This is a genomic window from Algiphilus aromaticivorans DG1253 (assembly GCF_000733765.1).
Lineage (GTDB): Bacteria > Pseudomonadota > Gammaproteobacteria > Nevskiales > Nevskiaceae > Algiphilus > Algiphilus aromaticivorans.
Window position 1 is genome coordinate 3452526 of the sequence record NZ_JPOG01000001.1, and the last position, 24395, is coordinate 3476920.

The window sequence follows — 24395 nt, forward strand, 5'->3', positions numbered from 1 at the left end:
ATTTGCGGCTCCACGCTTCGGCCGCTAGCCATGCGAATCTGCGTTTACTGTGCTTCCAGCTCCCGGGCGCCCGCTGAATACGGTGATGCGGCCGAGGCTTTCGGGCGACTGCTGGCCGAGGCCGGCCACACCGTGGTGTTCGGCGGTGGCGCGACCGGTTCCATGGGCCGGCTCGCCGACGGTGCGCATGCCGCCGGCGGCGATACGGTCGGCGTCATGCCCGACTTCATGCAGGCGCTGGAGCTGGCGCATCCCAAGGTGGTGCGCTTTACCTGGACGCGCGACATGGCCGAGCGCAAGGCGCTGCTGCTGAAGGACAGCGATGCCGTCGTCGCCCTGCCCGGCGGCTGCGGCACCTTCGAGGAACTGCTGGAGGCCATCACGCTCAAGCGCCTCGGCCTGCACAGCAATCCCATCGTCGTGGTGAACCAGCGGGGCTACTACGATCCGCTGCTGGCTCAGTTCGAGCGCGCCATCGATGATGACTTCATGCAGCCGGTGCATCGGGCGCTCTTCGCGGTGGTCGCGGATGTCCGCGAGGTGCTGGATGCCATCACCGAGGCCTGCGAAGCACCGTAGCGCTGCAGGCTAGCAGCGCCCCTTCTTGGCCTGCCCCGGTGGGCAGAAGCCGCGCCCATGCGGGTGCCGATGGTCATCGCGCGCGCGGTAACGGCGATCATCGTAGCTGCGGTCGTGACGGTCGTGACGGTCGTGACGGTCGTGACGGCGGTCGCGGTCGGTCGCCACGGCTGCGCCACCGGCTCCGCCGAGGGCGCCGCCCAGAATGGCGCCGTTGCGGCCGCCGGTCTCGTAGCCGATAACCGCACCCAGCGCGCCGCCCAGGCCCGCGCCGATGGCGGCATCGGTGCGGTCGTCGGCTGCTGCCGGCAGCGTGGCGGCGGCGAGCAGCAGGGCCAGGGAAAAGCTGCGAATCTTCTGCATGGTTGTTCTCCGGTGACGGGAATGCCTGAAAGCATCCTCGTCGGGTCGGCATGAGCTACACCTGAACACTGGTGGCCGTGATGAAGAGCGTGGCACTGACGATCGTGTTGCTGACCCTGAGCAATGTCTTCATGACCTTTGCCTGGTATGCGCATCTCAAGACCCTCAACCACAAGCCCTGGATCGCCGCGGCGCTGATCAGCTGGGGCATCGCGCTCTTCGAGTACCTGCTGCAGGTGCCCGCGAATCGCATCGGTTACACGGTGCTGTCGCTGGGCCAGCTCAAGATCCTGCAGGAGGTCATCACCCTCAGCGTCTTCGTGCCCTTCGCCGTGTACTACATGCGCGAGCCGCTGAAGCTGGATTATCTGTGGGCCGGTCTGTGCGTCTTCGGTGCCGTCTTTTTCATCTTCCGGAGCCAGTTGACGCAGGGCTGATCGGCTCTGACACGCGACTTTAGGCCGCTTGTCGGCTGACCGCTGCCGCAGATACGGCCGACCTGACAGCTTGTTCATGGCACGCGTTCCAATGGCTCTCGAGTCAGACGCGGGAGGGCGCCATGACCTGCACAGTGGCAACCCACAATTCGATTGCATCGACTTCGCAGCCTCGGCGGGTACCGAGCCGCGTCCGTGGTGTTGGTCTGGTCGAGGTCATGGTGGCGCTGGTGGTGCTGTCGATCGGGTTGCTCGGCGTCGCCAATCTGCAGCTCAGCGGTCTGCGCATGACCCAGGAAGCCTACTTCCACTCGCAGGCCGCCGTGCTGGCCCAGGACATCATCGACCGCATGCGAGCGAACCCCGCAGCGGCCGCGAGCGGCGCCTACCTGCGCGACAGCTTCGCCGAGGAAAAGAAGGCGCCGCGTTGCGCGCCGGTGGGGCTCGACGGTGACGTCGCGGATCAGGATCTGGCGTTGTGGACGCAGCGGCTGGCCTGCGCCTTGCCTGCGGGCGACGGCACCGTCGTTCGTCGCAACGATGGTGTCATGCGCGTCACCGTGCGCTGGCGTACTCGCGAGGATGGCGAGGACGCCTTCGCCACCGAAACTACCGAGGTGCAGCTGTGAGCCGCCATCGTCAGGCTGGCCTGACCCTGGTCGAGCTGATGATCGCGCTCGTGCTCGGGCTGGTACTCATTGGCGGGGCGTTGCAAGTGCTGCAGAGCACCAAGCAAAGCTACCGCCTGCAGGAGAACATGAGCCGGCTGCAGGAAAATGGCCGCTTCGCCATCGAGATGCTCGCCCGCGATCTGCGCATGGCGGGTTTCTCGCAGTGCGGCGCGATGGAAGATATCGCCATTCACAACAATGTGAAGGGCGACAGCGGCGGTGCCGACCCGGCCTTCGACTTCGATGCCGGCGACAGCCTCAGCGACTACACGCCGGAGGGCGCGCTGGCGAACAGCGATGCCCTGCGCCTGCAGCGTGCTGACGAGCGCAGCATGCAAGTCGCCGGTGCCGAGAATCCGGGCAAGGGCGGCAAGAAGGGCGGACCGAACAACGCCAATCTGAAGGTCGCGGGCAACGCGCTCGGCCTTGAGCAGGACGATGTGGTCACGGTCACCAACTGTCGCGAGGGCGACACCTTCCGCATCACCAACAAGCCGAAGGAAACCAGCGACCCCACCGAGACCGTGACGCTGGCCCACGCCGCCAACGCCAACACTTCGCCCAAGCTGAATGGCAGCTACGCCGAGGGCGACCGCCTGCTCCGCATCCGGCAGCACGGCTGGTTCGTGGCCGAGACCGGCGTGCAGTATGCCGACGGCAAGGCGGCAACGGCACTGCATCGCGATATCGGCGAAGGCCCGGAGGCCATCGTCGAAGGCGTGCGCGACATGCGCCTTCGCTACGGGGTGGACGACGACGGCGACGGCAGCGTCGACCGCTACCAGGCCGGCACTGACGTTGCCGATTGGCGCGGCGTAGTCGCGGTGCGCGTGAGTCTGCTGCTGGAAACCCCCGACAACTATCTCGCCGATTCACCGTCCTCGGTGATCTTCGGCAATGCGCAGGTCACCGCCGAAGATCGGCGGGTCCTGCGTGTCTTCACCACCACGGTCGCCCTGCGTAATCGCGCCGGCGGCGGAGGGTTGTAGTGATGCGAAACCCCGGACACTCCTTTGCTAAACGCCATCAGGGCGGCGCCGCGCTCATCGTCAGCCTGACGCTGCTGCTGGTGGTCACCGTCACCGCGCTGGCCGCTGCATCCGGCAGTACGCTGCAGCTCGGCATGGCCGGCGCGACCAAGAATCGCAACCTTGCCTTCCAGGCGGCCGAATCCGCGCTGCGCGAAGGTGAGCGTCGCGTGGCGCGCATGCAGTTCGGCTGCGGCGTCGACGATGTGGTCCCACCCGACGGCGGTAGCCACCAGCTTTCCGTGAGTGGCGGCGGATCGCTGCGCGTCTGGGATGCGGATGCCGACAGCCTGCCCGACCCCTGGGATGCCCAGAGCTGGGCCCAGGCCACGGCCTATGACCGCGAGCTCAACAGCGTTTCCGAGGCGCCGCGCTTTACCGTCGCCGTCGAGGATGTGGAGCCCGACACCGAAAGCGCGATCTTCCGCATCACCGCCGCTGCGCGTGCCGCCGGCGGCGGCCATGCCGTGGTGGAGAGCACCGTCCGGCGCCGCTTCGAGCGCCGCATCCACATTCGCGGCAATGCGGATGTCAACGTCGTCGCCATCGGCGACGGCATCATCACCGCGCGTGCGCATCTCGGCACGAACCCGGACCTGGATATCGATCTCGGTGGCTGGAACCCGCAGGGCTGTGACGACGATGGCGCGCCGGTAACACTGGCCTACGAGGGCAGCGGTGGTGCCGATGTTTTCGTCGTCGCCGACATCCTGGGCCTCGGCTATCTGCCGGGGGTGGACGGCCTGCTCGATGTCACTTCCGACATCACGGGGCTGGATCGTGCCCTGTCCGATTACCGTATTCGGCGCATCGAGGTCGAGAATCCCGGCACCACCGCTGTGGCCATCACTACCCTCGATGCTTCCGGCCGCTTCACTACCGACAACAGCTACTGCATCAACACCCCGAGTGGCGAAACCGACGATGGCGTGCTCGATCGACTCATAGGTGGCGTCGTCGGCAGCCTGCTGCCAGCCACGCCGCTGGATCAGATCCTCGGCCAGGTCGCGGGCGTGGGCAACGAGCTGATCGGGGCCAGCGGCGCCCTTCCGTTGATTCCGCTCGGCGCCTCGGTGATCGCCGATGCTGGCGGCAACGACCGCTACGAGATCTACAGCGATACCACGACCTCCGCCTTCGTCACTGCCGATCTCGGCGGCGACGACAGCTACCGCTTGCGCGCTACCGGCGACGGCTTCGTTCAGATGCCGGTGCTCCTGGATATCGGCGGAAACGACAGCTACGACGTCGAGGGTGGGCACCACATCCGCGCTTCGCTGAACAGCGGCGCGCTTTCCGATCTGGACAACCTCTTGAACGGCGGCCTCATCAGCGATCTTCTCGGATCTCTGCAGAACGTGGTCAGCGTCGTCTTCGGCGGCGGGAGCTGCGGTCTTCTCAACGTCGTGTGCCACTTGGTCGTGAGTCTGCTCGACAACATTCTCGATACCGTCGGCGATCTCTTCGATAGCCACGTCGAGCCGGGTGCGGCTGCACCCATCGCGCAGCCCACCAGCGTCTGCCACGAGCCGGCCACCAAGCGCATCAATTGGAAGGAGCGCCTGCGCTGATTGCGGCCCGCTTGCGCGCCGGATAGGCTCGCCCGCGGGTTCCGGAAAATCGCGCGCGTGCATAAAACCGACGACGCCGCGGCCGCGCAGGCCGCGACCACGGAAGAGGCGCCGAAAGCCAAGGTAGCCGGCTCGCCGTGGTGGGCGGCGGCGCTCTTCTGGCTGGGGATCATCGCCATGGTGCTGGCCGATGCCCTGCTGCCGGCGGCGATTGTCGACAGCGGCGGCTACGCCATCGGGGTCAAGGTCACGGTCAATATGCTGGTCGGCCTCTGGGTGCTGGCCGACGGTCGGAGCCGCGGCATGTCGGAACATGAGCTGGGCCTGGCGGCGGGTATGACGATGCTGCTCACCGAGATCATGTTGCCCGTCTATCTCGTGCGCACGCGCGGCTGGCGCGGCGCGGGCCGTGCGGTGCTGCGCTTCGCGCTCCAGTTCCTCGCGATGGCGGTGGTGCTGCTGCTACTTGATCAGCTGATTCCGGTGGCTCTGCTGTAGGCCGGGGGCGCACGCGGCCGCTATCCTCGGGCCATGCCGCGCTCCCTTGTCCTGCTGTTGACTGTGATTCTCGTTTTGGCCGGAGCCGGGCTGTTCTGGCAGTGGCTGGCTGCGCGCGGGCACCTGGACGCGGCTTCGCTGGAGGCCGCCGTCGCGCAGCTCGGCGTGCTGCGGAACGCGCCGCTGGCGATGCTAGTGACCGTGCTCGCCTTCCCGCTGCTGCTGCAGCTGATGTTCCCGCTGACGGTATTGGTTGGGGCGGCCGGCCTTGTCTTCGGCCCGGTGTGGGGACTGGCCTGCGCCACGGTCGGCACGCTGGCGGGCTCGGCGCTGGGCTATGTCGCTGGTGCCGCGGTGGGTCGTGACGCGCTGATGCGCCTGGGCGGCACGCGCGCCGAGGCGCTGTCCGGCTATCTGGCGGAGCGCGGCGTGTGGACGATGGTGCTGATCAATCTGCTCCCCATCGCGCCCTTCACGCTCACCAACATGCTCGCTGGGGCCTTCCGGCTGCGCTTCTGGGGCTACATGCTGGGATCGGCGCTCGGCATCCTGCCGGGGCTGGTCGCGGTGACGCTACTGGGTAGCCAGCTGCTGACGCTGCTTACCGCCGCTGATCGTTCCGAGCTGGCGTGGGGGGCGGCGGGTGTGGTCACGGCGCTGCTCGGACTGGTCTTGCTGCGGAGGCTGGCACGTCGCCTTAACGGCCGCGAGAGATCTTAGCGCTGCCCGGCTCTGCCGCGGCTTCGGCTTGGTGCGCGCGCTCGGCGATCAGGTAGGCGTAGAAGTCGTGCACGGCGTGGGCGAAGCCACTGATGTCGTGTGCGCGGGCGGTTTGCAGCGCCTGCTCGCCGAGGCGGGCGCGCAGATCTTCGTCGTCGAGGAGCGCCTGCAGATGCTCGCGCCATTGCCGGCGCTCACCGGTGGTCTTGTAGCCGTTGATATCGTGCTGCACGACGTCGTCGATGCCGCTGGAGCGCACCGCCACCACCGGCAGGCCCGTGGCCATGGCCTCCAGGATCACCATGCCCTGCGTTTCCGAGCGCGAGGCGAAGACGAAGACATCGCCCAGGCGGTAGTAGAGGGCCATGCGCTCCGGCGGGACGGCGCCCACCAGCTGCACCATCGATGCCAGCCCCAGGGCTTCGATGCGCTCGCCGATGCGCTCGCGGTCGGGCCCGTCGCCGATGAGCAGCAGTCGGGTACCGGCGCGCGTCGGCTCCGGCAGCTCGGCCAGGGCTTCCAGCATGAAGTCGATGTTCTTCTCGCGGCTGAGCCGGCAGGCGCAGACCAGCACGTGGCTGGCGTTGTCCAGTTGATGCTCGGCGCGCAGCGCCGCGAGCGCGTCCTCGTCCACCTGTTGCGCGGCGTCGAAATCGATGCCGGTGGGCTGCACGAGGGTGTGGCTTCTGACGCCGATGATGCGCAGGTATTCCTCGGCCGATTCGGTAGGTACCACCACGCCCTGGCACTTGTTGGCGAAGCGGCGGATAAGTGCGTGCGAGATCAGGTTGCGGAACAGCAGGCCGGGCAGCGGCACGAAGTGCGCGTAGTGCTCCAGCCGCGTGTGGTAGGTCAGCACCACGGGCACGTCCAGGTGCCGCCCCAGCCAAAGCCCCAGCGAGCCGAGCCAGAAGGGGTGGTGCACGTGAATGATGTCCGGGGCGAAGGCGCGCATGCGCCGCGTGGCCGCGCGCGAAGCCGGATTCGGCAGCGGGAAATCACGCGCCTCGCCTAGCCCGAAGATGCCGCGTACGCGCAGCACATCCTCGCGTGCTTGCTGCTCGCGGGCATAGTGCGGCGCCACCAGCAATGTCTCGTCGCCGAGGCCGTGCAGGCCGCGGATCAGCCTGTCGATGGATACGCCCACGCCACCGACGAAGGGATAGAAATTGTTCGTGAACATGCCGACGCGCAGCGCACGCTCGCGATAGGGCGCGGCGTCGATGTCGAAGTCCGGGTAGTAGTCGCGTTCAGTGGCAATCAGGCGATAGAGCCAGATCGCGGCCGTGCTCAGCAGCAGGATGATCAGCAGAAAGCGCGCGAAGCTGACGTAGACCAGCGCGTAGATCGCCGACCACAGGCTGTCCAGCGTGCTCAGCACGGGTGTGTCGCGGATCTCCAGTGGCACTGGCTCGATGCGCAGGCCCTCCGGCGTGACTTCCGCCACAACGTAGTGGTGAAAGCTGGCCTCGCGGTCGACGATCAGGCCGCCGGCGCCGCCGGTGGTGACGTAGCGCACCCCCTCCACGGTCTCGTCCGAGAACACCGCGACATGGCTGGAGAAGACGGCGTCGACGCCCAGCCGCTCGAAGCGTTCGATGAGCGCTTCGCGGAAGTCCGCCGGCGCCAGCGCTTCCTCGTCGGTGAGCAGCGGCAGCTCGCCCACCGGCTCGCGCACCGGGTGGGCGATGAAGACGAAGCGCCGTTCGGCCGGTGAGGCCGACAGCTCGCGCTCCAGCCAGCGCAGCTGCCAGCGCTTGGGCGTCTTGCCGGTGCTGTCCAGGAAGAGGAAGTGCGCGTCACCGGCGACGAAGGAATAGAAGTGTGGCCCGAAGCGCTCGTAGAAGCGGAAGCTGCCGAAATCGCTGTGCTCGTTGGCGCCATAGGTCAGCAGCCAGGGCATCTCCAGCCGGCCGAAGATCTCGAAGACCGCGCGGTAGTTCTCTGGCTGGCCGCCCGCGACGGCGTTGCCGGCTGACACCAGAAAATCGACATCGGCGGCATTGAGCTTGGGGATGATCTGGTCGCGGAAGACGCGGATGGAGTTGTTGACATTGCCCACCACCGCGAAGCGGAAGCGCTCGCCTCCTGCCAGCCGATCGCCGATAGCCTCGACCTGATCGACGTGCAGCGACTCCACCCGCGGCTCGGTGACATAGAGCCAGAGCTGATAGGCCAGCAGCGCGGCCACCAGCGACAGATTCGCCGCCAGCAGCGCGCGCGGATGACGCCGAATGAAGCGTTTCACCTCGTCACGTCCTTGTGATCGCTGCGGTCAGACGGCGTTGCTTCTTAGCGCTCAGGGTGTCGCGTTCAGCGCAGCCGTGCCCGGCCGAGGGTGTTGGCGTCGGTGCCGAACCAGAAGCTCTGCGTGCCGGCGTCGAAGAACATGTGCCGAACCGTGCCGCCGCCGCTGGGCACGGGCACCGGCTCGCCGAAGGATTCGGTGTCGGGGTCGAAACCCACGAAGCGGTTGTTGCTGCGGTCGCCGGTTTCCACGGCCCAGACGTGGCCGCGGTCGTCGGTGCCCATGGCGTAGGGCGCGGCCGCGCCGCCGCCGGGCAGGCGCCATTCGTCGATCGCGCCGTCCTCCGGGTTATAGCGGCCGAGGTAGCCCTGCGCGTAGTCGACGTACCAGAGCATGCCGTCGGGTGTGAAGGCCAGGCGACGCGGGCGCGCATTATCGCGTGGCAGCGGGATCTCGCGGACGCTGCCGTTCTCCACCGTGCCCAGCGCATTCGTCCCGAAGAGGGTGAACCAGGGCTGGTCGGAATCGTCCACCACCAGCCCGTAGGGCCGCGCACGCGGCGTCTCGGTGTCGAAGAGCGTGATCTCGCCTTTATCGCGATCGAGCAAGCCGACCTGACTGGCGAGCTGGGCCGTGAACCAGATGTCGCCATCGCTGCGGAAGGCCATGGTGTGCGGGTCGCGCGGGCCGTTGTCACCGGGCATCGGGAATTGCTCGATGGCGCCGGTCTCCGGGTCGAGGCGCCCGATGTGGGTGTCGCGGTTGCCGGCGTACCAGGCACCGGCCTCGTCGGCGATAATGGTATGCGGTCCTGCGCCCTCGGGCAGATCGAAGCGCTCGAAGTCCTCGCTGTCGGGGTCGAAGCGCGCCACGTAGTCGGCCTTCTGTCCGACGAACCAGACGACATCGCCGGGACCGTACCAGGGGTCGCGCGGCCGTGAATCGGCCCAGGGCACTTCCCACTCGGTGATCTCCACGGCAAGCCCCTTGGCGTCGTCCTCGGCCTGGGCGGCGCCGACGACGCTCAGCGACAGGAGGATGGCCAGTAGTTTCGGTAGGCGAATCGATGGCATGGAAGGCTCCCTGTGTCCGTTGCGGCCACTATGACATCCAGCGCCGGGCGCTGTTCAGCCCCCGCCGTTGGCCTCGGCGAGCACGAAGGCGTAGTCGCGCGCCTGCTCGTGCAGGCGCTGGAAGCGGCCGGAACGGCCGCCGTGGCCGGCCTCCATCTCGGTGGCCAGGAAGATCGGCGCCTCGTCGGTCTGGTGGTCGCGCAGCTTCGCGACCCATTTGGTCGGCTCCCAGTACTGCACCTGCGAGTCCCACAGTCCGCTGCTCACCAGCATGGGCGGGTAAGCCTGCGCGCGGATGTTGTCGTAGGGCGAGTAGGCGGCGATGGTGGCGTAGTCCTCGGGCCGCTCGGGGTTGCCCCACTCGTCGTACTCGTTGGTGGTCAGCGGGATGCTGGGGTCGAGCATGGTGGTGAGGATGTCCACGAAGGGCACATGCGCCGAGATGCTGCGGTAGCGACCGGGATACTCATTGGCGATGACCCCCATCAGCAGCCCGCCGGCGGAGCCCCCCGTGGCGTGCAGCTGATCCGGGGCGCAGACGCCTTCGGTCACCAGCGTGTCCGAGACATCCATGAAGTCGCGGAAGGTATTGGGCTTCTGCGCCAGCCTACCGGCGTCGTACCAGGCGCGGCCGAGGTCCTCGCCGCCGCGCACGTGGGCGATGCCGATCACCCAGCCGCGGTCGAGCAATGACAGGCGATGGCTGGAAAAGCCCGGATCCAGGCAGATGCCGTAGGCGCCGTAGCCGGTGAGCAGTATTGGTGCGCTGCCGTCCAATGGGGTGTCACGGCGGTGCAGCAGCGACACCGGCACGCGCGCGCCGTCGCGCACGGTGATCCAGCGATATTCCGAGGCGTAGTCGGCGGCATCGAAGTCGCCCACCACCGGCTGCTGCTTGACCAGCGTGCGGCTGCCCGAGGCCAGCTCGTGGTCGTAGATGGTCTCCGGCGTGGTCAGCGTGGACTGGGCATAACGCACGGTGGGGCTGGAAGGTTCCGGCGTACCGATCAGATGTATGGCCGAGGGCGTGTCGTCGCCGGCAATGAGACGTTCATCGCTGCCGTCCCAGCGCCGCAGGCGCATGCGCAGCAGACCGTCGACGCGCTCCTCGATCGCCAGCCACTCGTCGTAGCACTCGAAGCCTTCAACGAGGGCATCCTCGCGATGGGGGACGATCTCCTGCCAGCGTGTGCGCTCGGCTGCCTCGTTGGGCGGTGCGCGCAGCAGGCGGAAGTTGGGGGCGTTCTCATTGCTGCGGATGACGACGTCGGTGCCGTGGTCCTCGACGTCGTATTCGTGGCCGCTGGTGCGCGGGATGACCGGTGCGAAGCCGGCCTCGGGCGCATCGGCCGGGGCGAAGCGCCATTCGGAGGTTTCGGTGGCCTGCAGCGTGATGAAGACGTACCGCCCCGAGCGGGCACGGTGCACACCCATGAAGAAGGCGTCGTCCTTCTCCTCATAGATCAACTCGGGTTCGGCGCCGGCTTCACGAGATAGCAGGAGAACCCGGTTGCCGAGCAGCGTGGTCTCGTCCTGCTGCACGAAAAGCAGCCTTCGACTGTCCGAGGCCCAGGCGAGATCGGGCTGAATGTTGTCGACGCGCGGTGCGGTGGTCGCGCCGGTGGCGAGCTCGCGGATGCGCAGCCGGTACTGGCGCCGGCCGACGCAGTCCTCGGTCCAGGCCAGCCAGCGGTTGTCGGGGCTGACTTCCATCGCGCCCAGGCGGTAGTAGGCATTGCCTTCGGCCTCGAGGTTGGCGTCGAGCAGAATCTCCTCGGGCGCGTCCATCGTGCCCTGGCGGCGGCAGTGCACGGCATAGTCGCGGCCGGCCTCGTAACGGCTGTAGTACCAGTAACCGTTGTCGAATTCGGGCGGACCGGCATCGTCCTCCTTGATCCGCGCCTTCATTTCGGCGAAGAGCTGCTCGCGCAGCGGTTGTTGCGCGGCCGTGGTCTGCTCGAAGTAGCGATTCTCAGCTTCGAGGTGCGCGATGACCTGCGCGTCCTCGCGGCTGTCGTCGCGCAGCCAGTAGTAGGGATCGACACGCCTGCCGCCCGGTGCCGCGACCTCCCGCGGTCGCTGCTCGGGGCGCGGCGGTTGGAGGGAGGGCGGTTGGCTCGTTGGTGGCGTCATCGGGGCTGCAGGCTGAAGCGGGCGCCCATTGTGCAGCCCATCGTGCCGCTTCCCATTGCCCGTGGTGCTCGTCGCTCAGCCGCGGGTCAACAGATAGAGCAGCGTCACCAATGAGCCGCCGCCCACAGCGAAGCCCAGCGCCCCGAGCAGGCCATCCTGGCCGAGCATGGCAATCGCGAGCAGGGCGATGCTCAGCGCCGGCAGGGCCGCGGCGAAGGGCAGCACCTCCAGGGGCACCATGACGCCGGCCAGCAGCAGCACGATCATGATCAGCACCGGCTGCATCGGTCCCGTGACGAGAATCTCGAGCCGCGGTCGCGTCAGACGATCGATTCGCTGCGTCCACGGCCGCAGTCGGGAAAAAGCGTGCTGCAGGCGTTCGCGCTCGACGCTGCGCTCACGCAGCTGGCGTGGCACCCAGGGCTGGCCACGCCCCAGCAGCCCCTGCCCGGCAATCAGCGCCAGCAGCACCGCCATCGCCGTTGGCACCAGCGGGATCATGCCCAGTGGCGAAATCACGATCAGCGCCGGCAGCAGCAGCAGCGGGCCGAAGAGGCGCCCCGAGAAGGCCTCCAGGATGTCCGCGACGCGGACGATCGTCGCGTCCCGGGTCTGCTCTTCCAGGCGGTCGAGCACGCTGGTGATGTTGTCGGGCAATGTCTGCGATCCCTTGCTGTGCCATGCCGCGCCCGGCACGCGCGCCGCCGCCGCTTGTTCCGCAGCTTGGCGCGCCTTGCTGGCTGTTTGCAATGCCCGCTTCTCCGGAGCGAGGGACGCGCGGGTAGTCAGCTCAGCGTGATGGCTAGAATGGGCCATGGGGACAATATCGGTTTGCCTGGATAAGGGGGCCTGCGCCGCTGCGTTGCTGGCCGCAGCGATGCTCACGGCCTGTGGCGGGAGCGGCAGCGTTTCGGATGAAGGCGATGTGCCGGCCGATCGCGGTGACGTTCCGGCCGCACAGTGGCAGCCGCTGCCGCCGGCTCCGTCGCTGGACGCCGAAACGCGCGCCGCGCGCGAGGCGATCCTGGGGCCGGACGCAACCGATCCCGACGCGGTGCGGCTGTGGTGGTACGGCGTATCCAGCTTCGTCATGAGCATCGGCGGCCACCTGGTGCTGCTCGACGCCTGGGAGAGTGTCGGCCTGCACGCGGATACGGTGCCCATCGGCCGCGAGGAGCTGGTGGCGCTGCAGCCGGAAGCCATCTTCATCGGCCACGGCCATTTCGATCACGCAGCCGATGCCGGCTACATCGCCGGTCGCACCGGCGCGGCGCTGATCGCCGGCGACACGGTGTGTGCGCTGGCGCGCAAGCGCGCCGCCGACGGGCCGGATCAACCCTTCCCCTGCCTGGTGCTGGGCAGCGACGGCGAGCCCGAGCCGGGCACGGTTCAGCCGATCCGCATCTTCGCCGATCTGCCCGCGGTGCACGTACTGCAGCATGTGCACTCGGCGGCCGATCCGATGGATCTGCTCGAAGGCGGTACGCCGCAGCTCTTCGTGCCGGATCTGCTGACCTATCTGCTCAACCTCAATACCGATCCGCAGGAAGTCACGCGCTTCGCGCTGACGCTGACCGACGATGGCGGCTTCGGCGATCCGAACGGCGGCACTTGGGCCTATCACTTTCGCGACGGCGATTTCGGCCTGCTCTGGCACGACTCCTCGGGCCCCATCGACGAGGGCGAGCCCTTCGCGGCCGAGATTCGGCAGGCGCTCGACAGCTTCCCGGGCTGCGTGGATGTGCAGGTGGGCGCCATCGTCGGCTTCGGCATGCTGACCAGCGCCATGCGCGACGCGCGCCTCTACGTCGAGCACGCGCATCCCAAGCTGAGCCTGCCCAATCACCACGACGCCTGGGCGCCGGTGATCGGACCCGGTGCGGCGGCGTTGGAACAGCCCTGGCGCGACGAGCTTGCGACGCTGGCGCATCCGCCCGAGCTGGACTATCTGCGCGATCCGCAGGATTTCATGCAGTCGCGCAGCTTCGCGGTGGATGCCCCGCGCTGGAAGCTGCCCTCGCCCGGCTCCTCCTGCGCGCAGCCCTGAGCGCGCGCAGGCCGGAGGCCGGCGGTCCCTCAGCCGCGGCTGCCGCCGAAGATGGCCAGCAACAGCCCGACAATGGCCGAACCCGCGCCCGCGGCGAGATAGAAGATCGTTTCGTCGCTGTAGTTGCCGGTAATCGCCTCGCCGATCTGCTCGGCGCCCGACTGCGTGGCGTTGTAGCCGAAGTAGAGCAGGATGACGCCCACCACGAGTAGCGCGATGCCAATGATTCGTCCGGTACCCATTGTCCTCTCCCCACTGGTTGTGCGCGCAGCTTAGCTGCTTTGTCGGCCGCCGGAGCCCGTCGCGGCTAACATGGTCTTTGTTCTTTCGGTGGGGAGAAAGTCGTGGCGCAGGGGCAAGCTTCAGCGGGCGCGCGCGTGCGGCGCGCGGCGATCACCGTGGTGATTCTGGGTGCGCTGGCCGCCGCCGTCTGGTGGCTGCTGCCGCAACCCTATCCGGCCGATCTGTCGCGCATCGGCCAGGGGCGGCCGGCGCTGGTGCTAGTCTACGACGGCGATCTCGTGGTCAGTGGGGACCAGGCGACCGAGCTGGACGCCGCGCGCGACGCGCTGCAGCCCGGCATGGAAGTGCTCGTGGCCAATACCGGCCGGCCCGACGCCGCGCGCTTCATCGCGCAACACGACGCCCGGCCCGGCATGCTGCTGCTGTTCGACGCCGATGGCGTGCTGACCCAGCGCCTGTCTCCGGTGGTGCCGGCCGGGGCGCTGCGCCGGCTCGCCGACTGATGGCCGGCTAGCGGCTGTACAGCGACTCGCTGCCCGTCAGATAGGCCGGCGCCTGCTTGCGCACCGTCTCGCGGTCCATCTCCTCGGAGGCGACGTGGACTTCCTCGAGTACCTCGGCCAGATCCTCGACCTCGTCCTCGATGCGCTCCAGCGCGTTCTCGAGGGTGTAGGACAGCTGGTGGATCTCAGACATCTCGGCGGCCGTCAGCTGGTCGCGCTCGATGATCGCGTGCAGCTTGGCGTTGTATTCGCGCAGGTTCTCGAAGGCTTCCTCGAGCGTTTCCGAGCGCTCGCCCTCGAAGTGCTCGGGCCGATCGTCATCGGCCTGAGCAGCGGTGGCGGCGCAGAGCAGACCGAGAGCGGGAATCAGCAGTGAGGGACGCATGGCATTTCCTGTTGCGCGAATGAGAATCAAAACTATATCGCATGCCGACATGCAGCGGGATGCGGTCGGGGCTGCTTCGAACCCTCCGCGAGCGGTGGGTCAGTGTCGCTGGCGCGCTCCGCGCAACACGCTGCGTACCAGCGCCAGTAGCGCGCCACCGGTCAGCAGTCCGAGAAAATAGACGCCCACCACCAGCAGCGCGACAGGGAGCTCGATGCGCATGGCGAGAAAGCTGATCGTCACCAGCTTCAGGTTCTGGAAGGCGAAGATCGCGACGATGGCCGCGAGCACCACAACCAGCAAGCTGTAGATGAAGCGCATGGCTGCCTCTTAAGTACACTGACCATAAGGCTGCGCAGTGGGCCGAAAATGGTCAAGGCCGTGCGCAGCAGCCCGAGGCCCCCGACAGGCTGCGATCCCCACTTGTCGGCCGCGTTGGCAGAGCGGCATGATGCCGTCCGCTCGGACACATCGGCGTGTCCGTTCGAGGAGAGGAGCATGAGCCTGCTGCAGTACGCGCGCCGCATGGCGGCCTACAACTGCTGGATGAACGAGCGGCTCTATGCGATTTGCGAGACGCTGTCCGAAGAGGAGCGCCGACGCGACATGGGCGCCTTCTTCCGCTCCGTACACGGAACCCTCAACCACATCCTGTTGGCCGACCGCGTCTGGATGGGGCGTTTCCTGGGCGAACCCTTTGCCCCGGCATCCCTTGATCAGGAGCTCTACGCCGACTTCGCGACGCTACGCGCCGAGCGCGAGTACGAGGACGCGCGCATCATCGCCTGGGTCCAGAGCCTCATGCCCGAGACGCTCGACGGCGAGCTGCGTTACACCAGCATGGTCAATCCCGAGCCCAGGCGCTATCCCTACGCGCTGACGGTCTCGCACTTCTTCAACCATCAGACGCACCATCGCGGCCAGCTCACCACGCTGCTGATGCAGCTGGGGCGCGACCCCGGCGTCACCGATCTCATCTGGCTGCCGGGAGCCGCAGCCGGGGAACCGTTCTGACGCTTGCGCCGACTAAACCGTTTCCGCGGCCAGCTTGCCGAGGCGGGCCAGCGCTTCGTTGATCTCGGGCGTCCAGGGCTGCGCGCAGCTCAGGCGCATGCAGTTGCGATAGCGCTCGGTTGGCGAGAAGAAGGGCCCTGGCGCAAAAGTGATGCCGGCGGCGAGCGCGCGCTGTTGCAGGGTCAGGCTGTCGAGGCCCGTCGGCAGCGCAACCCACACGACGAAGCCGCCGCGTGGTCGGGCGACCCGCGTTCCCGCCGGGAAGTGGCGGCGCACATGGTTGATGACGCGCTGCACTTGCTGTTCCAGCCGCCGGCGCAGGCCGCGGAGAAAGCGGTCGTAGCCTCCCTGTTCCAGATAGTCGGCGACGGCGAGCGTTTCCATGCTGGGCGTGGCCTGGCCGGTTGCGTACTTGAGATAGGTCACGCGCTCGCGGTAGCGGCCGGGAGCGATCCAGCCCACGCGCAGGCCGGCGCCAAGCGTCTTGGAGAAGGAGCTGCAATAGAGCACGTTGCCGGTGTGGTCGTAGGCCTTGGCCGCCCAGGGGCGGGGGCCGTGAAAGCCCAGCTCGCCGAAGACGTCGTCCTCGATGAGCGGGATGTCGCGCGCCTGCAACAGCGCCACCAGCTCGGTCTTGCGCGCCTCGGGTGCCAGGTGGCCTAGCGGGTTGCCGAAGCTCGGCATCATCACGCAGGCGCGGATCGGCCAGCTGTCCAGCGCGCGCGCCAGGGCTGCAGGTGCCATGCCTTCGGTCGGATCGGTGGCGATCTCCAGCGCGCGCATGCCTTGCGATTCGATCGCCTGCAGGATGCCGTAGAAGGCTGGCGACTCGATGGCGATGACATCGCCCGGCTCGGCCACTGCGCGCAGAGCCAGCAGCATGGCGTCCTGGCAACCCGTGGTCAGCACGATGTCGTCCGGACCGAGGGTGCAACCGGCCTGCGCCATGCGCCGGGCGATCTGCACGCGCAGCTCGGCGTTGCCGGGCGGGAAGTCGTAGGCGGCTACACGTTCGCGCTGGCGGCGCCGAACGCGGGCGAAGCTTCGGTCCAGCGCGGCGGAGGGCAGCAGCGCGCCCCCCGGCGCGGCGGCACCGAAGGAGATCACGGCCGGGTCGTTGTGCGACTGCACCAGTTCCAGAACCCTCTCCTGGCCGGATACCAGGCTCGGGCCGGCGAGCGACTCGTCGTTGTCCTCGGGCTCCGGCAGGCCGCGCGCGCCATCGCGCACGAAGAAGCCCGAGCGTGGTCGCGCCTCCAGGATCTCGCGTTGCTCCAACAGTTCGCAGGCGGCGACGACCGTGGCGATGCTGACGCCGAACTGGCGGCGCAGCCGCCGCACGCCGGGGAGGCGGTCGCCGGGCGCATAGGTGCCCTGCTCGATCTGCTGCGCCAGCTCCGTGGCGATGCGCTCGTATAGGTGTTCGGCCATGCGACGAGCCTAATCTGTACCGGTCAAAAATTACAGCAACTGCATCTGTACCGATTTCCGTCGGCAGCGCACCATGCGCTTCGGTCGTGTGGCGATACCGGCGCGGGGCATGAATCTCCCGCGCCGGTCTTCGTCTCCGCCGCGCCGGTGAGCGGTGTGGCGCCGTACTCCAGACCATTCATGACAAGGAGCATCCATGTCCGAGGTTCTCAACGCCGATACCGGCAATCAGTACCGTCAGTACACCCCCGATTTCGCCGACTACTGGGACGATCTTGTGGGTTGGGAGACGCGTCTGGCGCGCGAGGGCGCCTTCTACAACCGCCTTCTGAAGGCACACGGCGCGCAGGATGTTCTGGACATTGCCGCCGGCACCGGCGTCAACGCGGTGTCCCTGGCGAAAGCCGGCTTCCGCGTCACTGCCGCCGACGGCTCGGAGAATATGGTCGCCAAGACCCGAGAGAATGCGAAGCGCTATGGCGTGCAGCTTGCCGACACGAAGGTCGCGGACTGGCTATCGCTGGACAAGCTGCTGGGCAGCGAGCGCTTCGACGCGGTCGTCTGCCTGGGCAACTCCTTTACCCACCTCTTCGACCATGAGGATCGGCGCACCGCCCTGCGCGCGATCTACCGCGTGCTGCGTCCTGGTGGCATGCTGATCATCGATCAGCGCAACTACGACAGCATGCTCGATCAGGGCTATAGCTCGAAGCACGCCTACTGCTACACGGGTGACGGCGTTGACGTCGGACCGGTGGAGCTGACCCGCAAGCTCGCCAAGTTCGAGTACGTTTTCGCCGACGGCGCGCGCTTCCAGCTCAATATGTATCCGCTGCGCCAGGATTATCTCAGTCACCTGCTGGAGGACGCCGGCTTCGTGAATGTCGAGCGCTACGGCGATCTGCAGCGCCCCTACGCGCGCGATGACGTCGATTTCGTGCAGCAGCTCGCCTTCCGCCCGGCCTGAGGCCGCGGGCGATGTGGCGCCCCCGTCGATTGTGTGCGGGGGCGGCCGCTTCAGTCCCGCTTGTCCAGCCGGTAGACGCTTTCCTGCAGCGCGCTCAGTCCCTTCTGCCGGAAGCGCTCGTTGTCGGCCAGCGTGTCCTTGCGCGCCAGGCGTTCAACCGCGAAGGCCGGCTCGAAGAGCTGGTGGATCTCGCTTTCCGGCACGCTGAAGGGTGGCCCGGCCATCGCGCTCTGGTCATAGTCCAACGCAATCAGCAGGCCGCAACAACCCGCGGGCAGCTTTTGCGTCAGCGAGGCCGCAAAGCGCCGGCGCGTTTCCGGCGGGAGCGCGATCAGCGAGGCGCGATCATAGAGCGCGTCGCAGGCGGCCAGCTGGGTGGCCGGCATGGCGAAGAAGTCGCCCACCCAGATGGCGACCCCACCTGCGCTGTAGACGGTGAAGCTGTCGCGCTGGCGGATCTCCGGCTGCAACTGCTGCTCGGAAAAGAAGTCGCGAGCTGCCTTCTCACTGAGCTCGACGCCGATGACGCTGTGCCCTCCCGCGGCCAGCCAGGCCATGTCCGGCGTCTTGCCGCAAAGTGGCACCAGCACCTGCGCTTGTCGTGGCAGTGCAAGCGCGGGCCAGTGCGCGGCGAGTAGCGGATTGCCCTCGGGCTGGTGAAAGCCGATCTCGTCGCGCGACCAGCGCTCGAGCCAGAAGTCCGGGTCCATGCAGTGTCTCGATGTGGAAAAGAAAGGCGCGGTCGGGCCGCGCTGTGCTTAGCTTAGCGGTCACAGTCCTGCTGGAGCATCGGGAATGTCCGATCTGAAGGATCCGCGCGTCTTCTTCGCGGCGGAGCGCACGCTGCTGGCCTGGAGCCGTACCGGCCTGGCCCTGATCGCCTTCGGCTTCATCGTCGAGCGTGCCGGCCTGCTGCTGGCGCTGCTGGCACCGGCTGGCAATGCCAGCGATCAGTCGCCGGCGCTGTTCTGGCTGGGCCTCGGTTTTCTCTTTGCCGGCGCGATCGCTACCGCGCTCTCGGCGTTGCAGTATCGCGGCGTGCTGAAGACCCTCAACCCCGACGAGATTCCGCGCGGCTACGGCGTCTGGCTGGCGCCGGTGACCAGTCTGGTTGTCGCGGCACTGGGCGTCGCGATGGCCGTCTACCTGTTGCTGCAGGGCATATGAGGCGGCGGCGCCGATCTGGCGCCGCCGCTCATTCATCTATTCGCCGTGCCCGTGCCTGCGCGGTTTGCCGTCGCGCATCTTGTGCTTGTCGCGGGCCTTGGCAAGCTTGGCGCGCTGTTCCTCGGTGAGGATGCCGGCCATCAACTGGCGCTGCTCGGCGCGCGCAGTGGCGTGCTCCACCCGCAGGCTTGCGCGCTCCTCGGCGATCTTCTGCACTTCTGCGACGTAGCCGTCGGCAGTCGGGTCGAGGGCGTGCTCGGCGCTGCGCAGCTCGGCCAGCTTCTCGCGTTGTGCTTTCATCTGCGGGGCGTGCGCTTCGCGCAGCTGCTGCAGCTCGGCGCGCTGGGTGTCGCTCAGCTCCAGCCAGGCGGCCATCTTCTCGGCGCGTTCGCCGTGCATGGCGCCGTGCTTCGGGCCGTCGCCGGCCAGCGCGGCGGTGCTGGGTCCGGCGAGCAGGCCGGCGAGCAGGAGGGCAGGGACGATTCGTTTCATGAGGATGCTCCTTGTCGCATTGGGGCGGGATGCCCTTTCGGTGTCGCCATCCTGCGCCGTCGCGCGGTCACATTGGGTAGCGCCGCGTAAGGATTCGTCACGAAATCGCGGCAGTGTGTCCGGCGTCAGCGTGAGCGTCAGCGTCAGCGCCGGCGCAGTGCCGCGCCGGCAATGGCCGCGCCGACAAGCTCTGTCGCCACGAAGATGGCCAGCGCCGGCGGCGCGCCGCGGCCGAGCAGCAGATAGAGCAGCAGCACCGCCACGACGATGCGGCCCACCGCATCTGTCGCGGCAAGCCACGGCTCCGGCCGCCAGACGCGGATACCGTTCCAGAGCGCACCCAGTACGCCGCTGAGATGACAGCCAACGACGGCCGCCATCGAAAGCGGTAGCAGCGCGCTGGCATCGCCCAGCAGCCCGAAGCCGCTGAGCAGCAGTGCCAGCCAGCGCTCGCCTAGCACCGGCACGGCCAGCGGCAGCGTCATCGCCAGATCGAGTATTGCCACCGCGCGTACCGCCTGCCGCCCTCTTCCCGTCATGGCTTTGTCTCCGCGTTCTCGCTGTTATCCGGCAGCAGCGTAAACATTTGTCACACCCGCGCGCTGGCTGGCTGTCGCGCGCCACAATGGCGGTATGTCCGCAGCTCCGCCCGTACCGCGCATTCTGCTCGCCGACGACGACCGCGAGTTCTGCGCCCTGCTGCGCGAGTATCTCGAGCAGCAGGGCTTTGCCGTGGACATGGTGCACGACGGCGAGGCGGCGTTGGCCGCCGTCCGGGCCGAGCCGCCGGCGGCGATGGTGCTGGACGTGATGATGCCCAAGCGTGATGGCTTTGCGGTGTTGCAGGCGCTGCGTCCGGAGCACGCCGTGCCCGTGCTCATGCTCACGGCCTGCGGTGAGGACATCGACCGCATCGTCGGCCTGGAAATGGGCGCCGACGACTATCTCGCCAAGCCAGCAAACCCGCGCGAGCTGGTGGCACGGCTGCGCGCCATCCTGCGGCGCACGCAGGGCACCAGCGACGCGCCTGCCCGGCTTGAGCTGGGCGATCTGCGTGTCGATACGGCAGCGATGCAGGCCACCCAGGCTGGCACGACGTTGTCGCTGACCGGCGCCGAACTCGCGGTGCTGACCGAGCTACTGAGGCAAGCCGGTCAGGTCATCAGCCGCGAGGCGCTCTGCGAAGGGGCGCTGTCGCGCCGGTTGGGCTACAGCGATCGCAGCATCGATATGCACGTCAGTCGACTGCGCGCCAAGCTGGGCGAGCACCCGGACGGCAGCACGCGCATCCGCGCCCTGCGCAATCGCGGCTACTGCTACACGGTGCCGGCGTGAAGCTCTTCCCGCGCCTGCTGCTGGGCTTTCTCGCCGCCAATCTGTTGACGGTTCTGGCGGTGTTGTTGCTGAGCACCGCTTGGTGGGCGCTGTCCTATTCCGCAGGGGACGCGCGGTGCGACGGCGAGCAGGCGGCGCAGATTCTGGAGCGCGAAGGCCCGCAGGCGCTACGTCTCTGGCTGCGGCAGCACCGTCGCGAGGCCGGCGTTTTCGCCATGCTGCTCGATGCCGACGGGGGCAGTCTGCTGGGTGGCCGGCGCGGACCGCCATTGCCGCCGGCGCTGCGTGAGCTGCCGGGATCCCACGGCGACGGTTGGATGGCGCGGTTGGTCGGTGAGCGCGTGCGCAGCGTCACGATTCGAGGCGCCGGTGCAGAAGCGTATCGCTGGGTGGCGGTGGTGCCGCCGCCGAGTCCGCTGCAGTCGCCGCTGCTTGGCGCGTTCATCCAGATTCTGATCGGCGCCTTCATCATCGTGGCTGCGGCTTACTGGCTGGCGCGCTCGATCAGTCGCCCGATCCGCCAGTTGCAGCGCGCCAGTGGTGCGACCTCGGGCGGTGGCGCCGCGCCGGATTTCCCGCCGCGCCTATTGTCTCGTCGTGACGAGCTGGGCGATCTGGCGCGTGCGCAGCGTGCCATGACGCAGCGCCAGGGTGAGCTGCTGCAGACCCAGCGCCAACTGTTGCGCGACGTCTCGCACGAGCTGCGCTCGCCGTTGGCCCGGCTGCGCCTGGCAAGCGAGTTGGCGCGCGATGCGCCGAAGCCGGTGCATTTCGACCGCATCGCGCGCGAGACCGAGCGCCTCGACGCGCTCATCGGTCGCATTCTGCTGCTGCAGCGCCTCGAAAGCCCGGAGCATGCCGCTTCCGCGCAGCGCATCAGCGTGGCCGGAATCGTCGCGCCGCTGTGCGAGGACGTTGCCTTCGAGGCGCAGGCCGCCGGCGTCGCGCTGCACCTTCCCGAGTGGCAGGAGGTCGCGCGCGACGGTGATCCGGACTGGTTGCGCGCAGCCTTCGAGAACATCCTGCGCAATGCACTGCGCCACTCGCCCGCCGGCGGGACCATCGTCGTGACGCAGCAGCTCACAAGCATGGACGAGATCGTGACCATCCGCGACAGCGGGCCGGGTGTCGAAACCGCGTTGCTGGAGCGCATCTTCGAGCCCTTCGTGCGCGTGTCCGCGGCCCGCGAGGCCGAAAGCGGCGGACACGGCGTCGGGCTGGCCATCGCCCGGCGCGCGGTGGCGCGGCACGGCGGCAGCGTCACCGCCCGCAACGCCGAGCCACACGGCTTGGTCGTCGAAGTTCGCCTGCCGCGCTAGCGGCGCCATCGCGCGAGCTGCTGCCACAGCCAGCCCGAAGCTTGCTCCACGCCGTCGAGCACATAGGCGCTGTCGCTGGGGTCGTGCAGCGTGGTCTCCAGTAGACGCTGATGGCCTTCCTCGATGCTGATCAGCAGCTCATCGCCGACGGCCAGGGTGGTTTCCACGTCGGGCAGGAGGACGGGTTCTTCCTCACCGCGCCGCAGCATCAGCGTCAGGGCGGGCAAGAGATGTGTGCGGTCGCGAGGATCGCGCAGCAGCGTATCCAGCGTGATGCGCTGGCCGGCCAGCAGGCGCCGGTGCAGCATCGGCGCCTCGCTGGCATTGATGCGCAGTGACCAGGTAACGGGCGTGCGCTCGCCGCAGCGCGCGCGTACCTGCTCCAGCGTGGCTGCGGCGCGCGGCTCGTCCTCGCTGCGCATGCGTGCGAGGAAGTCGGCCAGCAGCGGCTCGTGGATCAGCGGCAGCATGCGCCACACCGTCATGCGGTTGACCTCCATAATCAGGTCGATATGCGCGGCCTTGTAGATGGTGCCGTCGGCGCGAAAATCCTGGCGGGCGATGACGTAGATGTCGGGATTGAGCGCGCGCGCGGTCATTACCGCAGACAGCGTGTTGGGGTCGGAATCGAGCCCACAGGCAATGCCGTCGGCCGTCTCAATGCCGGCCTCGCGCAGCGGCCCGGCGACTGTGCCACGTCCAACGACGCCCCCTGTCGGCACCTTGGCGGGATTGCTGTCGATGACGGTGACGCGATTGCCGGCTTCCTCCAGCGCGCTGGCGGTGGCCTGACCGAAGCGACCGTAGCCGCAGACGATCCAGTGGCCGCGCGGTGGCGGCGGTGGTGCTTCGCGCTCGTAGCCCGGAAGGCTGATCAGCCAAGCGTGCAGCAGGTGCAGGCTTGGCCGTGTCTGCGTCATCAGCAGATGCTCGCCGAACACCGAATAGGCGTGGATGACGTAGTCAGTGTCGAAGGAGCTGAGGTTGTCGGCAGCTTCGTTGGTGCCGGCGCGAGCGATGACGCGCAGTTCGGGGCGCATCAGCTTGGCAGTGACCGAGATGCGGATGTTGTCGTCGTTGTCGTCGGTCATCGCCACGACGCCCTGGCACAGGCGGCGGCGCATGCCGGATTCGAGCAGGTGCAGTGTTTCGCTGGCATTGCCGCACAGCGCCGGGATACGCGGGCCGAAGCTCTCGACCCGTAGCTGGCTGATGGCCGACTCGCGCCGGTCGAGCAGTACCACCTGTACATCGCGGCGCACCAGCGCGTTGAGAAGCAACTTACCGGTCTCCCCGTAGCCGCAGATGATCCAGAACGGTTGATTGATACGCCGGACGGCGCGCACGAAGCGGGCCTCGGCCACGGCGTTGCGGAAGCTGTCCTCCTGCACCAGCGCGAAGATGCGGCCGATGGCGTAGAGCCAGGCCGTCACCGTCAGGAAGATGCAGAGCGTGACCCAGAGCCGCTGCGCCGGCGTGAAGGGATGCGGGATTTCGCCGAAGCCGATCGTCGAGCCCATGTAGGAGACGAAGTAGAAGGCGTGCAGGAAATCGAATCGCCAGGGTTGGCCGTCGCCATCCACGCCCGGAATGAGCACCAGCCCGCCCACCGATACGGCATAGGCGCCGATCAGCACCAGCAGCGGCGTGCGCAGACGCCGCAGGACCAGCCAGAAGATGGTGTCCACGGCCGTCTACCGGCGCAGTGTGAAGCTCTCGATGATCAGGATCGTGACCGAAGCGATATTGGCCAGCAGTGCGCCGGCTGCAAGCGACACCACGCTGGCAATTACCTCCGGGGTTGTTCCCACATCAAGCACCTGCGTCGCGATGCCCCAGACCAGCGCCGCGGCGATGAGTTGCAGATCCGCCACCAGACTCGCCGCCAGCAGCAGCGCGCCGATGTGCGAGCGGTCACCGAGCTTGAGCACGGTCGCGATCAGGCTTACCACCAGTGCGGCGAAGAGCTCATAGGCGTGGTGGTGTTCCGGGTTGCCGATCTCGCCGAGCACGAAGCCGAAGTTCAGCGTCAGCGCCAGCAGCACGAAGAAGCCGAAGACGACCTTTTCCGTATTCATTCCCTGATCTCCTCCCGAAGGGTTGCCGCGGGACCGGCGGCTCCGGGAGTCAGGTTAAACCGGCTTCGCGCCGAGTGCTGTGGACGCGGGATC

General features: G+C 67.8%; 28 protein-coding genes. 14 read left to right on the top strand and 14 right to left on the bottom strand.

Features of this window, described 5'->3' with window-relative positions; translation table 11 throughout:
• Positions 1 to 30 precede the first annotated feature (30 nt).
• On the top strand, positions 31 to 579 hold the full coding sequence (locus U743_RS16120; RefSeq protein WP_043769779.1) for an LOG family protein: 549 nt from the start codon (positions 31 to 33) through the stop codon (positions 577 to 579).
• 9 nt (positions 580 to 588) lie between these two features.
• Here U743_RS16120 and U743_RS16125 read toward each other — a convergent pair whose 3' ends face one another.
• Positions 589 to 942, bottom strand: coding sequence for a glycine zipper domain-containing protein (locus tag U743_RS16125; protein WP_043769782.1), 354 nt, complete (start codon positions 940 to 942; stop codon positions 589 to 591).
• An 80-nt stretch (positions 943 to 1022) separates the two neighbouring features.
• Between U743_RS16125 and U743_RS16130 the strand changes: the two genes are divergently transcribed.
• The 6 genes from U743_RS16130 to U743_RS16155 all read left to right on the top strand — a co-directional run bounded on the left by U743_RS16130 (position 1023) and on the right by U743_RS16155 (position 5867).
• The gene (locus tag U743_RS16130; RefSeq protein ID WP_043769785.1) at positions 1023 to 1379 is read left to right on the top strand and encodes a DMT family protein; all 357 of its coding nucleotides are present in this window, start codon (positions 1023 to 1025) and stop codon (positions 1377 to 1379) included.
• A gap of 122 nt (positions 1380 to 1501) precedes the next feature.
• Complete coding sequence (gene pilV / locus U743_RS16135; protein WP_084191610.1) at positions 1502 to 2008, top strand: type IV pilus modification protein PilV; 507 nt, start codon at positions 1502 to 1504, stop codon at positions 2006 to 2008.
• Positions 2005 to 3039, top strand: coding sequence for a PilW family protein (locus U743_RS16140; protein ID WP_043769787.1), 1035 nt, complete (start codon positions 2005 to 2007; stop codon positions 3037 to 3039). Before pilV ends, U743_RS16140 begins: the two co-directional genes overlap by 4 nt.
• A gap of 2 nt (positions 3040 to 3041) precedes the next feature.
• A complete protein-coding gene (locus tag U743_RS18375) occupies positions 3042 to 4649 on the top strand; it encodes a pilus assembly PilX family protein (protein WP_052368296.1) in 1608 nt (535 codons plus the stop codon).
• A gap of 57 nt (positions 4650 to 4706) precedes the next feature.
• Positions 4707 to 5147: a hypothetical protein gene (locus U743_RS16150; protein WP_043769790.1), complete on the top strand. Its 441-nt coding sequence runs from the start codon at positions 4707 to 4709 to the stop codon at positions 5145 to 5147.
• A gap of 33 nt (positions 5148 to 5180) precedes the next feature.
• Positions 5181 to 5867, top strand: coding sequence for a TVP38/TMEM64 family protein (locus tag U743_RS16155; protein WP_043769792.1), 687 nt, complete (start codon positions 5181 to 5183; stop codon positions 5865 to 5867).
• On the opposite strand, the gene U743_RS16160 is transcribed toward U743_RS16155, so the two are convergent.
• The 4 genes from U743_RS16160 to U743_RS16175 all read right to left on the bottom strand — a co-directional run bounded on the left by U743_RS16160 (position 5845) and on the right by U743_RS16175 (position 12071).
• A complete protein-coding gene (locus U743_RS16160) occupies positions 5845 to 8115 on the bottom strand; it encodes a glycosyltransferase (RefSeq protein WP_198022080.1) in 2271 nt (756 codons plus the stop codon). The genes U743_RS16155 and U743_RS16160 overlap by 23 nt on opposite strands.
• A 65-nt stretch (positions 8116 to 8180) precedes the next feature.
• Positions 8181 to 9188 carry a Vgb family protein gene (locus U743_RS16165; protein ID WP_043769794.1) on the bottom strand — a complete coding sequence of 336 codons (1008 nt, stop codon included), beginning with the start codon at positions 9186 to 9188 and terminating at the stop codon, positions 8181 to 8183.
• Between the two features lie 54 nt (positions 9189 to 9242).
• Positions 9243 to 11321 (bottom strand): S9 family peptidase, encoded by a 2079-nt coding sequence (locus U743_RS16170; protein ID WP_052368297.1) that lies wholly within the window; start codon positions 11319 to 11321, stop codon positions 9243 to 9245.
• A 75-nt stretch (positions 11322 to 11396) separates the two neighbouring features.
• A complete protein-coding gene (locus U743_RS16175; RefSeq protein WP_052368298.1) occupies positions 11397 to 12071 on the bottom strand; it encodes an exopolysaccharide biosynthesis protein in 675 nt (224 codons plus the stop codon).
• 64 nt (positions 12072 to 12135) lie between these two features.
• On the opposite strand from U743_RS16175, the gene U743_RS16180 reads away from it, so the two are divergent.
• Complete coding sequence (locus U743_RS16180; protein WP_232226816.1) at positions 12136 to 13368, top strand: MBL fold metallo-hydrolase; 1233 nt, start codon at positions 12136 to 12138, stop codon at positions 13366 to 13368.
• Between the two features lie 29 nt (positions 13369 to 13397).
• Here U743_RS16180 and U743_RS16185 read toward each other — a convergent pair whose 3' ends face one another.
• A complete protein-coding gene (locus U743_RS16185) occupies positions 13398 to 13610 on the bottom strand; it encodes a DUF3185 family protein (protein ID WP_043769800.1) in 213 nt (70 codons plus the stop codon).
• Between the two features lie 102 nt (positions 13611 to 13712).
• On the opposite strand from U743_RS16185, the gene U743_RS16190 reads away from it, so the two are divergent.
• A complete protein-coding gene (locus tag U743_RS16190) occupies positions 13713 to 14114 on the top strand; it encodes a hypothetical protein (RefSeq protein ID WP_052368300.1) in 402 nt (133 codons plus the stop codon).
• A 7-nt stretch (positions 14115 to 14121) separates the two neighbouring features.
• Here U743_RS16190 and U743_RS16195 read toward each other — a convergent pair whose 3' ends face one another.
• Positions 14122 to 14499 (bottom strand): DUF6746 family protein, encoded by a 378-nt coding sequence (locus tag U743_RS16195; RefSeq protein WP_043769803.1) that lies wholly within the window; start codon positions 14497 to 14499, stop codon positions 14122 to 14124.
• Between the two features lie 99 nt (positions 14500 to 14598).
• Positions 14599 to 14820 carry a LapA family protein gene (locus U743_RS16200; protein WP_043769806.1) on the bottom strand — a complete coding sequence of 74 codons (222 nt, stop codon included), beginning with the start codon at positions 14818 to 14820 and terminating at the stop codon, positions 14599 to 14601.
• Between the two features lie 177 nt (positions 14821 to 14997).
• Between U743_RS16200 and U743_RS16205 the strand changes: the two genes are divergently transcribed.
• Complete coding sequence (locus U743_RS16205) at positions 14998 to 15513, top strand: DinB family protein (protein WP_043769809.1); 516 nt, start codon at positions 14998 to 15000, stop codon at positions 15511 to 15513.
• 12 nt (positions 15514 to 15525) lie between these two features.
• Here the strand turns inward: U743_RS16205 and U743_RS16210 are convergent, their stop codons facing one another.
• Entirely contained in the window at positions 15526 to 16944 is a 1419-nt protein-coding gene (locus U743_RS16210) for an aminotransferase-like domain-containing protein (protein ID WP_043769811.1), read from the bottom strand.
• A gap of 196 nt (positions 16945 to 17140) precedes the next feature.
• Here U743_RS16210 and U743_RS16215 point away from each other — a divergent pair, with 196 nt between their 5' ends.
• Positions 17141 to 17911: a class I SAM-dependent methyltransferase gene (locus tag U743_RS16215; protein ID WP_043769814.1), complete on the top strand. Its 771-nt coding sequence runs from the start codon at positions 17141 to 17143 to the stop codon at positions 17909 to 17911.
• Positions 17912 to 17961: 50 nt separating this feature from the next.
• Here the strand turns inward: U743_RS16215 and U743_RS16220 are convergent, their stop codons facing one another.
• A complete protein-coding gene (locus tag U743_RS16220) occupies positions 17962 to 18621 on the bottom strand; it encodes a thiopurine S-methyltransferase (protein WP_043769817.1) in 660 nt (219 codons plus the stop codon).
• An 85-nt stretch (positions 18622 to 18706) separates the two neighbouring features.
• On the opposite strand from U743_RS16220, the gene U743_RS16225 reads away from it, so the two are divergent.
• A complete protein-coding gene (locus U743_RS16225) occupies positions 18707 to 19078 on the top strand; it encodes a YidH family protein (protein ID WP_043769819.1) in 372 nt (123 codons plus the stop codon).
• A 36-nt stretch (positions 19079 to 19114) separates the two neighbouring features.
• On the opposite strand, the gene U743_RS16230 is transcribed toward U743_RS16225, so the two are convergent.
• Both U743_RS16230 and U743_RS16235 read right to left on the bottom strand, forming a co-directional pair.
• Complete coding sequence (locus U743_RS16230; RefSeq protein WP_043769822.1) at positions 19115 to 19570, bottom strand: Spy/CpxP family protein refolding chaperone; 456 nt, start codon at positions 19568 to 19570, stop codon at positions 19115 to 19117.
• A gap of 143 nt (positions 19571 to 19713) precedes the next feature.
• On the bottom strand, positions 19714 to 20109 hold the full coding sequence (locus U743_RS16235) for a hypothetical protein (RefSeq protein WP_043769824.1): 396 nt from the start codon (positions 20107 to 20109) through the stop codon (positions 19714 to 19716).
• A gap of 94 nt (positions 20110 to 20203) precedes the next feature.
• Here U743_RS16235 and U743_RS16240 point away from each other — a divergent pair, with 94 nt between their 5' ends.
• Both U743_RS16240 and U743_RS16245 read left to right on the top strand, forming a co-directional pair.
• Positions 20204 to 20905, top strand: a complete 702-nt coding sequence (locus U743_RS16240; protein ID WP_043769827.1) for a response regulator transcription factor — start codon at positions 20204 to 20206, stop codon at positions 20903 to 20905.
• On the top strand, positions 20902 to 22224 hold the full coding sequence (locus tag U743_RS16245; protein WP_052368301.1) for a sensor histidine kinase: 1323 nt from the start codon (positions 20902 to 20904) through the stop codon (positions 22222 to 22224). The genes U743_RS16240 and U743_RS16245 overlap by 4 nt, the downstream gene beginning before the upstream one ends.
• On the opposite strand, the gene U743_RS16250 is transcribed toward U743_RS16245, so the two are convergent.
• Entirely contained in the window at positions 22221 to 23912 is a 1692-nt protein-coding gene (locus tag U743_RS16250; protein WP_043769830.1) for a potassium channel family protein, read from the bottom strand. The genes U743_RS16245 and U743_RS16250 overlap by 4 nt on opposite strands.
• Positions 23913 to 23918: 6 nt before the next feature.
• Complete coding sequence (locus U743_RS16255) at positions 23919 to 24302, bottom strand: DUF6394 family protein (protein ID WP_043769832.1); 384 nt, start codon at positions 24300 to 24302, stop codon at positions 23919 to 23921.
• Positions 24303 to 24395: the final 93 nt, after the last annotated feature.

Excerpts from the sequence above, each read along its gene's own strand:
- U743_RS16120 (WP_043769779.1), top strand. The coding sequence starts at position 31 with ATGCGAATCTGCGTTTACTGTGCTTCCAGCTCCCGGGCGCCCGCTGAA.
- U743_RS16125 (WP_043769782.1), bottom strand. The coding sequence starts at position 942 with ATGCAGAAGATTCGCAGCTTTTCCCTGGCCCTGCTGCTCGCCGCCGCC.
- U743_RS16130 (WP_043769785.1), top strand. The coding sequence starts at position 1,023 with ATGAAGAGCGTGGCACTGACGATCGTGTTGCTGACCCTGAGCAATGTC.
- pilV (WP_084191610.1), top strand. The coding sequence starts at position 1,502 with ATGACCTGCACAGTGGCAACCCACAATTCGATTGCATCGACTTCGCAG.
- U743_RS18375 (WP_052368296.1), top strand. The coding sequence starts at position 3,042 with ATGCGAAACCCCGGACACTCCTTTGCTAAACGCCATCAGGGCGGCGCC.
- U743_RS16155 (WP_043769792.1), top strand. The coding sequence starts at position 5,181 with ATGCCGCGCTCCCTTGTCCTGCTGTTGACTGTGATTCTCGTTTTGGCC.
- U743_RS16165 (WP_043769794.1), bottom strand. The coding sequence starts at position 9,188 with ATGCCATCGATTCGCCTACCGAAACTACTGGCCATCCTCCTGTCGCTG.
- U743_RS16170 (WP_052368297.1), bottom strand. The coding sequence starts at position 11,321 with ATGACGCCACCAACGAGCCAACCGCCCTCCCTCCAACCGCCGCGCCCC.
- U743_RS16180 (WP_232226816.1), top strand. The coding sequence starts at position 12,136 with ATGGGGACAATATCGGTTTGCCTGGATAAGGGGGCCTGCGCCGCTGCG.
- U743_RS16185 (WP_043769800.1), bottom strand. The coding sequence starts at position 13,610 with ATGGGTACCGGACGAATCATTGGCATCGCGCTACTCGTGGTGGGCGTC.
- U743_RS16195 (WP_043769803.1), bottom strand. The coding sequence starts at position 14,499 with ATGCGTCCCTCACTGCTGATTCCCGCTCTCGGTCTGCTCTGCGCCGCC.
- U743_RS16200 (WP_043769806.1), bottom strand. The coding sequence starts at position 14,820 with ATGCGCTTCATCTACAGCTTGCTGGTTGTGGTGCTCGCGGCCATCGTC.
- U743_RS16205 (WP_043769809.1), top strand. The coding sequence starts at position 14,998 with ATGAGCCTGCTGCAGTACGCGCGCCGCATGGCGGCCTACAACTGCTGG.
- U743_RS16210 (WP_043769811.1), bottom strand. The coding sequence starts at position 16,944 with ATGGCCGAACACCTATACGAGCGCATCGCCACGGAGCTGGCGCAGCAG.
- U743_RS16215 (WP_043769814.1), top strand. The coding sequence starts at position 17,141 with ATGTCCGAGGTTCTCAACGCCGATACCGGCAATCAGTACCGTCAGTAC.
- U743_RS16220 (WP_043769817.1), bottom strand. The coding sequence starts at position 18,621 with ATGGACCCGGACTTCTGGCTCGAGCGCTGGTCGCGCGACGAGATCGGC.
- U743_RS16225 (WP_043769819.1), top strand. The coding sequence starts at position 18,707 with ATGTCCGATCTGAAGGATCCGCGCGTCTTCTTCGCGGCGGAGCGCACG.
- U743_RS16230 (WP_043769822.1), bottom strand. The coding sequence starts at position 19,570 with ATGAAACGAATCGTCCCTGCCCTCCTGCTCGCCGGCCTGCTCGCCGGA.
- U743_RS16235 (WP_043769824.1), bottom strand. The coding sequence starts at position 20,109 with ATGACGGGAAGAGGGCGGCAGGCGGTACGCGCGGTGGCAATACTCGAT.
- U743_RS16240 (WP_043769827.1), top strand. The coding sequence starts at position 20,204 with ATGTCCGCAGCTCCGCCCGTACCGCGCATTCTGCTCGCCGACGACGAC.
- U743_RS16255 (WP_043769832.1), bottom strand. The coding sequence starts at position 24,302 with ATGAATACGGAAAAGGTCGTCTTCGGCTTCTTCGTGCTGCTGGCGCTG.